This is a genomic window from Elusimicrobiaceae bacterium (genome assembly GCA_028700325.1).
In the GTDB taxonomy this organism is placed as follows: Bacteria; Elusimicrobiota; Elusimicrobia; order Elusimicrobiales; family Elusimicrobiaceae; genus JAQVSV01.
Genome location: JAQVSV010000074.1, coordinates 1 through 9,998 on the forward strand (window position 1 = coordinate 1; position 9,998 = coordinate 9,998).

General features: G+C 57.4%; 9 protein-coding genes. 5 read left to right on the forward strand and 4 right to left on the reverse strand.

Features of this window, described 5'->3' with window-relative positions; all coding sequences use genetic code 11:
- A partial coding sequence (locus tag PHW69_08525; GenBank protein ID MDD4005229.1) for a hypothetical protein occupies window positions 1–941 on the forward strand: 941 nt, incomplete at its 5' end.
- 183 nt (window positions 942–1,124) lie between these two features.
- Here the strand turns inward: PHW69_08525 and PHW69_08530 are convergent.
- Complete coding sequence (locus PHW69_08530; GenBank protein ID MDD4005230.1) at window positions 1,125–2,237, reverse strand: hypothetical protein; 1,113 nt, start codon at window positions 2,235–2,237, stop codon at window positions 1,125–1,127.
- 74 nt (window positions 2,238–2,311) lie between these two features.
- On the opposite strand from PHW69_08530, the gene PHW69_08535 reads away from it, so the two are divergent.
- Genes PHW69_08535 through PHW69_08545 form a run of 3 tightly spaced genes read left to right on the forward strand, consistent with a single transcriptional unit; the run spans window position 2,312 to window position 6,229 of the window.
- Window positions 2,312–3,955 carry a hypothetical protein gene (locus PHW69_08535; GenBank protein ID MDD4005231.1) on the forward strand — a complete coding sequence of 548 codons (1,644 nt, stop codon included), beginning with the start codon at window positions 2,312–2,314 and terminating at the stop codon, window positions 3,953–3,955.
- Window positions 3,955–5,295: a radical SAM protein gene (locus PHW69_08540; GenBank protein ID MDD4005232.1), complete on the forward strand. Its 1,341-nt coding sequence runs from the start codon at window positions 3,955–3,957 to the stop codon at window positions 5,293–5,295. Before PHW69_08535 ends, PHW69_08540 begins: the two co-directional genes overlap by 1 nt.
- Window positions 5,279–6,229 (forward strand): hypothetical protein, encoded by a 951-nt coding sequence (locus PHW69_08545; GenBank protein MDD4005233.1) that lies wholly within the window; start codon window positions 5,279–5,281, stop codon window positions 6,227–6,229. The genes PHW69_08540 and PHW69_08545 overlap by 17 nt, the downstream gene beginning before the upstream one ends.
- Here PHW69_08545 and PHW69_08550 read toward each other — a convergent pair.
- Window positions 6,226–6,708 carry a hypothetical protein gene (locus PHW69_08550; GenBank protein ID MDD4005234.1) on the reverse strand — a complete coding sequence of 161 codons (483 nt, stop codon included), beginning with the start codon at window positions 6,706–6,708 and terminating at the stop codon, window positions 6,226–6,228. The two genes, PHW69_08545 and PHW69_08550, sit on opposite strands and share 4 nt — an antisense overlap.
- A 93-nt stretch (window positions 6,709–6,801) precedes the next feature.
- Window positions 6,802–7,644: a hypothetical protein gene (locus tag PHW69_08555; GenBank protein ID MDD4005235.1), complete on the reverse strand. Its 843-nt coding sequence runs from the start codon at window positions 7,642–7,644 to the stop codon at window positions 6,802–6,804.
- 120 nt (window positions 7,645–7,764) lie between these two features.
- On the opposite strand from PHW69_08555, the gene PHW69_08560 reads away from it, so the two are divergent.
- Window positions 7,765–9,267, forward strand: coding sequence for a glutamine synthetase family protein (locus PHW69_08560; GenBank protein MDD4005236.1), 1,503 nt, complete (start codon window positions 7,765–7,767; stop codon window positions 9,265–9,267).
- 425 nt (window positions 9,268–9,692) lie between these two features.
- On the opposite strand, the gene PHW69_08565 is transcribed toward PHW69_08560, so the two are convergent.
- The coding region (locus PHW69_08565; GenBank protein ID MDD4005237.1) for a hypothetical protein at window positions 9,693–9,998 on the reverse strand (306 nt) is incomplete at its 5' end.

Sequence of the window (9,998 nt, forward strand, 5' to 3'; positions counted from 1 at the left end):
CGCCGGATTACGGGCTGGGCGCCGGTGACCAGCCGCAGCTGGAGCGGATTGCCTCCGCCAAGTTCGGTGCCGTTGAACGCAATACCGGGGTCGCGCCTCCGGACCTGCTGGCGATAATCGCCTCCACCGCGGCTCCGGTAACGGTGCCGGACTGGAAACGGCAGGCGGAGATAAAGGTGTCTTCGGCCGGACTGTCGGAACTGACGCTCACTCCGGCGGTGATGTCGCTTGCCCGGCCGGACCTGAACGATATCCGCATCGTTTCCGGCGCCGTGCAGATTCCTTATGTTTTTGGCGAGCCCCGCCGCATTGAAACGGTTGTGACGCCCGTCGCCGAAACCAAAAACGGCGTTACCGTGTTCAAAGTGGAATTTCCGTACGCCAACGTGCCGATGAAAACGCTCGCGTTCAGAACCGGCGAAACCGTGGCGTTCAGCCGCGCGGTGCGGCTTTACAGTTCCGCCCGGGACCGGCGCGGCGCGGTTTCGCGCGCCATGCTGGAGTCGCGGGTGTGGAATTACAACCCGGAAGAAATGAACTGCCAGCTTGTGTTTTCTCTGCCCGGTCAATCGTCCGGCGAACCCTTTTTCATGGAAATTGATAACGGCAGCAACGGCCCTGTTTCCATTACCAGCGCGGCTGTTGTTTATGAGCTTGCGGCCCTGATTTTCAGGGCCGAGCCCGGCGCTTTGAGCCTGCTGTATTCCAATTCCCACGCCGCGGCTCCGCAGTATGACATGCAGATGTTCCGCGACCGGCTGCTTAATGCCGACACCAATCCGGCGGAACTGTCCGGCGCGGATTCGGCGGTTGCCGCGGCACTTCTTTCCCGGTCGGAAAAAGTCCTGCTGGGCTTGCTGCTTGCCGCCGTGGCTGCCGGGCTTGCATGGGCGGTTGCCAGAGCGCTTCCCAAAGAAAGACCGAAGGGGGGCGCCGCATAATCAGAGAATTGTGTTTTCAGCGAAAAGCCCCCGCCAAATCGGGGGCTTTTCAAGAGTTGATTAAAATTTGAGTCAAGTAACATTTCGGGTGGGGTTTTTTAACAGAACAGACAGTTGAAAGCGGTCTTGTATTCCGGCGGGGCAGGTTTTGACGGTGGTTTTTACAGGAACAGGCAGCCGGAGCTATTTCGCCATGACTGTCCACAAAAACGGCACCACTTCTATGGCGATGAGGATAATGACGATGATCTCCAGCCAGTGGCTGCGCCGGGTGTTCACTTCGCCCGACAGCAGTTTCGACAGCTCCGACAGGGTTGCCATTTTCCGGTCCACGCTCTGCCGCCAGTCCTGGAACCGGAATTTTTTCGTGGCGGTGCGGAAAACTTTCGCCAGATAAAAATCGCCCACGGTTTTAAGCGAGTTCTCCACCCGTTCCAGCAATTCCGAAAAATCTATGTATTTACGGCCCGCGTCTTCGCTGGCGCGGGCGTAAAATTCAGTCATTATGCCGCCGCGCAGTGTTTCGATGGAGTCATAAAGCGCGTCGAGCTTGTTGCCCAGAATGTAATCGTAGTAACGCAGTTCAAGCAGGTGAGTGAGGCTGAATTCGATAATGTCGGCCACGTCCATTTCGCCGTCCGGCTCGATCAGCAGCGCGCTGTTCCAGTCAATAACCGCCATATCGTGGCGGCTGTACTGGAGCGCCTCGTCCATGATGAAACCGCGGGTCCGGTCGGACAGGTCTTCTCTCGTTTCCGCCAGTACCAGTTCCGGTACGTTGGCTTTGTCAAGCAGTTCCTGCGGCGAGTCGGCGCCGGTGAAGCGCTCGATGAAATAGGTGATGTAGTCTTCCGGCGTTTTCCAGTCGGAAGTGCCTTTGATGGCGGGAGCTATTTTCTCGGTTATCCTGTCTTTAAAACCTGCCGCGATGCCGTTGATCGCCGGCGAATTTTCAATCGCCGCCGCCAGTTCCACCAGTTCATTCCACGGTGAATCTTCCGGTATCGGTATCCGCAGCATTACCGAAACAACCCCGTAATTCCAGATTTTGGCCGACACGTCGCAGATATAGCCGGTTTCGGCCAGCGTAAGCGGAGTCTGGCCGAGCGAAATTTTCAGGGGCGCGTCCTGCATGATGACCGCGTTGCGCCTGTCCGAAAGAAACTGTGCGCGGCTTCTGGTTGAATAGTCGGCAAGGCACGCTTCGGTCCTGGCGAGCGCGATTTCCTCTCCCACATCAAAAACGCGGTAAACCAGCACCGCGCCTTTTTGTATCCGCACCGCTGAATCGTTCATGTTTCCGCTCCGTTGCGCGCAATACGGACGCACAACTATATTATATAATTATCCAAATTACCGGAGTCAATATAATGAACTGCAAAAAGATGTTTCACCGGGCGGCGATATTTCTGACGGCGTGCTGTGCCGCGCCAGCGTACGCGGGCGGAGTGATGAAATGGGCGGAAACCGATGTGCGGCTTGAGCCTGACGGCAGGGCCCGCGTCACCTATGCCGTACGCTGGGATCCGCAGGGTTACAACCTGCACGGTTTTTATTTCGAGGGTTATCAGGAAACGCCTCGGTTTGACCATTCCTCGGCGCTGACGGCAAGCGGGCGCAGTTTCCCGCTTTCAATCACGGCCGTCACGCCCCGGAAAACGGACATAGTGCTGGCTGACGGGGCCGCCGTGTCGGACGAGGAACTGACCTATGTTTTCGGCTATACCGCCGATTTCGAGGCAAGCGGCAATGTTACCCGGACAATGGCGGACGGAAAGCAACTGGCTGTTTTCAACTGGGCGCCGGTCCAGTGGGACGGCGCGCTGGAGCATATAGCCGTCAAGGTGCATTTTCCGGCGCGGGCGCCCGCCGGGGTGGACAAGCGGTTTCTCGACGGCATTTCGTTCATGACCGAGCAGTTCGTGAATGAACGCTATCTGATTGATTATTCCACCGATTCCGAAAGCAACCTGACGGTTCTGTTTTACAAAAAAGACGTGCCCGCCAGATACCACGCCCAGATTCAGCTCTATCTCAACGCCGATCTGTTCAGCCTGAAAACAATGGCGCGGGGCGGAATCTTCAAAGGCGTGCCGGACGGCTATGTTCCGGCTGTGGAGAACTATTTTTTCAACCGGCTGCTGCCCGGGTCCGTTCTGTCGCAGTACCCGGCCACCTTCCAGAAAACCGCGCTCTGGTTTACGCTGATCGTTTTTATAATCGCGCCGCTGGTGATAATCCGGCTGAAACAGCATTCGATGATGCGGGCCTGCGCCGAGATCAACAATTTGAACTGGACGGCTGACGACTGGACGCCACCGAAGCTCCAGTCCGGCACCTTCCGCAAGGCGGGCAAAGTCTGCGACATTCTTACGCCGGTCGAGGCGGGCGTGCTGCTGGACCTGCCGGTAGCGGGCGTTATCGCGCTTATGGCGGGCAATCTCGAACGCAAGGGTGCGCTTTCCATCCTGAATACGGATCCGCCCGTCCTGAATGTGATTCACGGCGGCGCGGTTGTGGAAGACCCTTATGAAAAGCTGCTGCTGTCTTCCATTTCGTCCGACGGGCGGCTTGACCAGCGTTCCATAACGGGCATAATAAGCGCCGTCGCCGCGGGGATGGAGCAGAAAATGTGGGACTGCGACGTGGAAGCCACCCGCCGTTATTACGGTGAACTCCTGGAAGCGGATAAGCCGGTGGAGCGTGATCCGTCCGATTCCGGTTACTATTACAGCCATTACCGCGTGCGCCGCGGCGGCGGGCATGTTCCTGTGGCGGCTGTCGAGCGGACTATTAACGCCAGCGCGCCGGATACGGTCAAGCCGCTGTCGGGGCTGAAAGGTTCAAGCGTATGTTACGCGGGCGCGTTTGCCACCGACGCGTGTTTCGAGGCGAATTATACCGCCTGCCATGACGCCTGCCACTCGGCCTGCCACAGCGCGTGTCACAGCGCGTGCCACAGCGCGTGCCACGGGGCCTGTCACTCGGCCTGCGTAAGCGGCGGCGGGCACTGATGAAAACCTATTACTCGACAGTGGCATGGGTGGACGAATACTGCCGCAAAATCGCGCCTTATATTCATGTGCGCGAGGCGGATTCGCTGCTTATAAAAGTGCCCAATCAGGCTTTCAAACTGAATCCGCAGGGCCTGAAAGTGCTTAAATACCTGCTGGGCGGCGGCCGGGTTCATGATATAGTTGACAGGTATGAGGACAAGGAAGGCGTTTCCCGCGATATCCACTATTTTTTCACCGATCTGCTGGCGTTCATGAAAGGCTGCTACCGCGAAAATCAGAAACGCGTGGCTGTGGATGCCGTGCCGTTTACGCTGCCGTACAACACACTGCCGGTGCTAAGCGAACTCGCGATCACTTACAGATGCAATTTGAAATGCCGGTTCTGCTATGCCGCGTGCGGGTGCAGGAAACAGGACGAGTCGCCGGACCTGCCGCCCGAAAAACTGAAAACCGTGCTGGACATAATACGCAGGGAAGCGGAGGTTCCGTCCGTCAGCTTCACCGGCGGCGAGCCGACCCTTCGCAATGACCTGCCGCAACTGGTGCGGCACGCGAAAAGCCTTGAAATGTGGGTGAACCTGATCAGCAACGGCACTCTTGTTACGGCGGGACTGGCGAAAAAACTGCGGGCCGCCGGGCTTGATTCCGCGCAGATAAGCGTGGAGGGCGGTTCGGCGGAACTGCATGATCGCATAGTCGCCTGTCCCGGCGCGTTTGAGCGCACTCTGGCGGGTATAAAAAACCTGCGCGAGGCGGGCATACGGGTACACACAAACACCACGGTTTCCGGGCTGAACAAGGCTCATCTGGCCGGAATTGCCGGGCTGGTGAAAAAGCTGGGACTGGGCAGGTTTTCCATGAATATGCTTATGCCGGTCGGTTCGGCGACCGCGGAAATGGACAGGCTGTTCGTGTCGTATTCCGAAATTGGCGGGCTGGTGCTGGGCGTGCGGCGCGAGGCGGAAAAACTGGGGCTGGAATTCATGTGGTATTCGCCTACGCCGATGTGTATTTTCAATCCGGTCGCGCACGGGCTGGGCAACAAGGGCTGCGCCGCATGCGACGGGCTTTTAAGCGTGGCGCCCAACGGCGATATTCTGCCCTGTTCCAGCTATCCCAAACCGATGGGCAATCTGCTGGCTAATGAAAACGGGTTCCGGCGGTTATGGGAAAGCGCGGAATTCAGGCATTTTCAAACCAAGTCGTTTGCGCACGAACTGTGCCATAGCTGCGAACATCTGGCGGTCTGCAACGGCGGCTGTCCGCTTTACTGGGAAAAGGCCGGGTATGACGAACTGCTGGCCCGGAATTCGGAGGAGTATGGAAAACACGGTTAAAAAGTCGGACGACGGGTTCCGTTTCGCGTTCCTGTCTTTCGTGCCGGGAATTATCCGGTTTCCGCTGATTGTGATTTTGCTGGCGGCCGGGCTTGCCTGTCAGCTGTTTTTCAGGCAGTTCTTTCCGGGGCTTGTGCTGCTGCTGTTGGGCACGGCGTTCGGGATGATAAGAACTTTCCACTCGGAGCCGGTCCTGAAGCCCGGCGAGCCGGAGTGGAACCCCGTAACGCCGGACGAATATAACAAGGCCGAACTGCGTATTCTGCAGCTCCGCTCCTGGGACCGCGACCTATTCGACGTGACAAACCCGCTGGGGAGAATCGCGCTTATTATACTCGTCGTGGGCGCGTTACAATTTCTTAAAGTGGTTCCGAAGGAACTGCAAGTAATCCTGCTTGCAGACCTGCTTGTTATTATCGCGCCGCTGTGGCTGACCGGCACGAGAACATTTTTCGAGGGCAACGATCTGCTGGTGAAAATACAGGCGCTGAAAGAGGTTTTGCCGGCTATCAACGCCAATACCTCCGTGCAGCTCAAACTCATGCTGGGAACCCGGGAAACGGCTGACGGAAAGCGCGTTCCCGCCGACGCGCGGCTGGTGGTCAGCCCGGTCGGCGCGCCGAAGGATTTTTACGGCATACAGGTGCAGGCGAGCGTCAACAGGGTAAAGGACAGGAAATACCCTTATGTCTACTGCGTTCTTCTGGCGAAAGCGGGTTCCGGCATTCTGGCCGGCAGCCATGTTGACTTGCACGCTTTGCTTCCGCCGGGCGGGAACACCGTGATGGAGCTTGACGTGACGCCCGAGGTGGAGCTGATTGTCGTGCGCCAGTACGCCGATAAAAACGGCGGATATTTCACCTCCGCGCGAGATTCGGTCCGGCTTCTCAATCACGCTTACGGCCTTGCCGTCAAGCTGCTGGGGATGCGCTAAAAATAATAGTGCGCGCCAAGACTGCCGTAGAGCGACCAGACTGATTTCGTGGTTGCGCCGCCGGTGTTGTAAAGCATTATTTCCGCCGGGTGAACCCGGAAATCAATGCCGAACCGGTTTGACAGGATGACTTCCGCGCCGGCAAACGCCGGCACCAGATACCATTGTCCGTAAAATTTGTCAGCGTTCATGCCGGTTGAATACGCCAGCATGGAGCCTGTCTGAAAATAAACGTTGTCCGCCACGGCGCGGTTGTAAAACGCGCCGCATCCGAGATAATACAAAGTGGTGTCCGCGCCGGTTTCCGGGGCTACGGTTTTCAGCGCCGTGACCAGTTCCGTGCCCACGCTGTCGGTTGCGAAATAGCGCGCGGCGAGGTTGCTTCCTCTTATTCCCAGCCCCAGCCGTCCTCCCATGCCTTGCGCCGGGCAGGGCGCGGCAAAAGCGGCAAACGTTAAGATAAACAGTATTTTTTTCATAAGGTTCCTCCGTGACAAGTGTGCCCGATTATAAATGTTTGGGCGGCGGCTGACCAGCGCGCAACGCCGATGACTGGCTGTCCGGAAAAACGTTCAGCCGAGTTCAAACGTGGTTATGCCGTAAATGTTTTCCAGCGGCAGGGTTGGCGTGCCGTTTTTATACATCCGCGCGGTGGCAAAAACCTTTTCCATCCGGTATTTGCGCACAAGCGCAAGCGCGTAGGGATTGGGCTCCGGCATATCAAGAAAATACTCTGCGCCTTCCGGCATATCGCTCACAAGAGCGCGGAACACAGCGTCGGCCAGATCGGGATCCTCGGCCACCAGCGGGCCGATTTTATAACCGTTGCGACAGGGCCGCGCCACACCCATCGCGCGCAGTCGCTCATTCTCCAGCATGCCAAATGAAATAACGCCGGGCTGGTTTGCCCAGCCGGTTATGAAACCGGGCCGCGCCGCCGGGAAAAACCGTCCGTCGAACCGCGCAATTTCGGCATCTCCGGCGCCGGCGAGCGGAATAATGCTGGCGGCCGGTTCAAACGGCCGCGCGGCGGCTTTATAACGCGCGTTGAAATACGCCAGTTCGAATCCTGCAAATTTATAGTTTCTGATTTTGTTCATCACGCCGTCGAGCCCTATGATCCGGCCGTTCAGATATTCAAGCGCGAGCCGGCCCAGCCGCACACCGATAAAACCTCCGCGCAAACCCGGCACCACTATGAAAAGCCCGATGAATCCGAAATGCTCGCCGTACTTCACTGCGGAGATCGCGCCGACCGGTTTATCTCCGTCAAAAGCCATGAAATAGCCGGCGGGATCAACCCTGTAAAAAAGCTCGGCGTCGTTCATTCCCGGGTTCCAGCCTTCGGCGGCCGCCCAGTCTATAACATAGTCCAGATCGCCGCGAGTCATCCTGCGGTAAGTGATTTTTGACATTCACCCTCCCCGTACCCTTTACAATGGTAGCAAAAACGGACAGGTTATTTAAAGGTAATGACTTTAAGTTAAAAATATCTTATAGTCCTAGTTGCACAAACAATTCCGGAGGTATGGTTTATGACGTTTAGCGATATTCTTAATCCCAATCCGCTGGCAAGGTTTCTTGATAAGAATCCGCGGGATTTCACCCGCGCCGACATTATCCGCTATATCGAGGAAACCGGCGTCCAGATGATCAATTACCGCTACGCCGCCGGCGACGGGCGGCTCAAAACGCTCAATTTCGTCATCTCGGGCAGAAACCACCTGGAGAAACTGCTGACGGAAGGAGAACGGGTTGACGGGTCCAGCCTTTTCAAATACATTGACTCCGGCGCAAGCGATCTTTATGTGATACCGCGTTTGAAAACCGCGTTCCGCAATCCGTTTTCCCCGATCCCCACGCTTGACCTGCTGTGCACCTATTACACCGCTTCCGGCGAGCCGATGCCCGCCGCGCCCGACAACATCCTGCGCAAAGCCCAGACCGAATTCACGCAGGCCACCGGCATGACATTCGAAGCGATGGGCGAACTAGAATATTACGTCATCAGCGAACGCGACAATCTGTACCCGGCGTCGTCGCAGAGCGGGTATCATGAGTCCGGCCCGTTCGCCAAATGGGAAAATCTGCGCACGGAAGCGATGCAGGCGATCGCTTCGGCGGGCGGCAAAATCAAATACGGACACTCCGAAGTGGGTTTCATCCGCGAAGCGGACCGCGAGATGATCCAGGCCGAAATCGAGTTTCTGCCCGTGCCGGTGGAAGACGCAGCCGACCAGCTCCTGATCGCCAAATGGATACTCAACATGACCGGATACAGGCACGGCGTGCAGATTTCGTTCGCGCCCAAGATTTCGGTGGGGCACGCCGGCAGCGGCATGCATATCCACACCCGCCTTATGAAAGACGGGCGCAGCATGATGATACAGGACGGAAAACTCAGCCCCTCCGCCCGTAAAATGATAGCGGGCTTTTTGAAGCTCGCGCCTTCGCTCACGTCGTTCGGCAACACGGTGCCGACTTCCTACCTGCGGCTTGTTCCGCATCAGGAAGCGCCCACCAACATCTGCTGGGGCGACCGCAACCGCTCCACGCTGGTGCGCGTGCCGCTCGGCTGGACCCAGGCGGCAGACAGGATGTTTCACGACCGCAACCCGCAGGACACCGCGCCCGTCGCCGACGATATCGCCCGCCAGACCGTGGAATTCCGCGCGCCTGACGGTTCCGCAAACATCCATCTGCTGCTCGCGGGACTGACTGTGGCGGCGCGGCACGGGCTTGTCTCGGCCGAATCGCTTGAAATGGCGGAGAAGCTGTATGTGGACGTCAATATTTTCAGCGAAAAGCACCGCGCCGTCCAGGAAAAACTGCCGAAACTGCCCGCCTCCTGCCAGGAATCGGCGGAAAAACTTATAGACCAGCGCGCGTTTTACGAGGAAAAAGACGTTTTTCCCGCCGCGCTCATTTCCCGCATAGCTGAAAATCTGGCCTCGTATTCTGACCGCAACCTCAGCGAAAGTCTCTACGGCAAAGACGAGGAAATCCGCAAGCTGGTCAACGAATACATCTACCGGTAACCTCGCCTGCCATTCAAAAAAACGCCCCGGACCTCCGGGGCGTTTTTATAAATTCCGCTCATAAAAACCCAATGCCGGCACGCCCGGCATAATGATTGCCGGCCTGGTCTGGCTCAAGCAGGGGGATGGAGTGTGTATCCCCACATCTTCCATTTTCTGCTAGCATGGAAAAATGGAAACAACCCGCCTGAATCACTCCGTTTATCACTGCCGATACCATTTGGCCAGATTGGTATTTTGTGTCTACGGCAGGGATAAGCGAGGCGCAAATTCAGAAAGTATATAGATATGCAAGGACAGGAAGATGCGGGGCAAACAGCTTGGCTGTTTGGAAAGAAGAACCCCCCGGCTTGCCGGTAAAGCGTAATAACAGCCGGCAGGCCAAAGGCACAGCCGGGGGAGTTTCGGTTCCGCCGTCAAATCAGTCAAACGGTGCGCTGCAGAAAACTCGCGGCGGTAAGCACCTCGTCAAGCACGGGCGCGCGCAGAATGTAGCCGTAATCGCCCATTGCGTGCGCAAACCCTTCAGGCATGGCGCCGTGGCAGGCCACACAACTCCCGAACCGCGCCAGGAACTCGTCCGTATTATAGAAATACCGCCGGAAATTGCGCCGGCTTGCGAACGCGGTGAAATACTTGCGTTCCCAGCCGCAGGGCACGGGTTTGCGCGTCATCAGCCGCGCCCAGAGCGCGTAGCAGTCCAGATCCGCGCTGTAGTTGAACATATCAAG

Excerpts from the sequence above, each read along its gene's own strand:
- PHW69_08540 (MDD4005232.1), top strand. The coding sequence starts at position 3,955 with ATGAAAACCTATTACTCGACAGTGGCATGGGTGGACGAATACTGCCGC.
- PHW69_08545 (MDD4005233.1), top strand. The coding sequence starts at position 5,279 with ATGGAAAACACGGTTAAAAAGTCGGACGACGGGTTCCGTTTCGCGTTC.
- PHW69_08550 (MDD4005234.1), bottom strand. The coding sequence starts at position 6,708 with ATGAAAAAAATACTGTTTATCTTAACGTTTGCCGCTTTTGCCGCGCCC.
- PHW69_08560 (MDD4005236.1), top strand. The coding sequence starts at position 7,765 with ATGACGTTTAGCGATATTCTTAATCCCAATCCGCTGGCAAGGTTTCTT.
- PHW69_08555 (MDD4005235.1), bottom strand. The coding sequence starts at position 7,644 with ATGTCAAAAATCACTTACCGCAGGATGACTCGCGGCGATCTGGACTAT.
- PHW69_08530 (MDD4005230.1), bottom strand. The coding sequence starts at position 2,237 with ATGAACGATTCAGCGGTGCGGATACAAAAAGGCGCGGTGCTGGTTTAC.
- PHW69_08535 (MDD4005231.1), top strand. The coding sequence starts at position 2,312 with ATGAACTGCAAAAAGATGTTTCACCGGGCGGCGATATTTCTGACGGCG.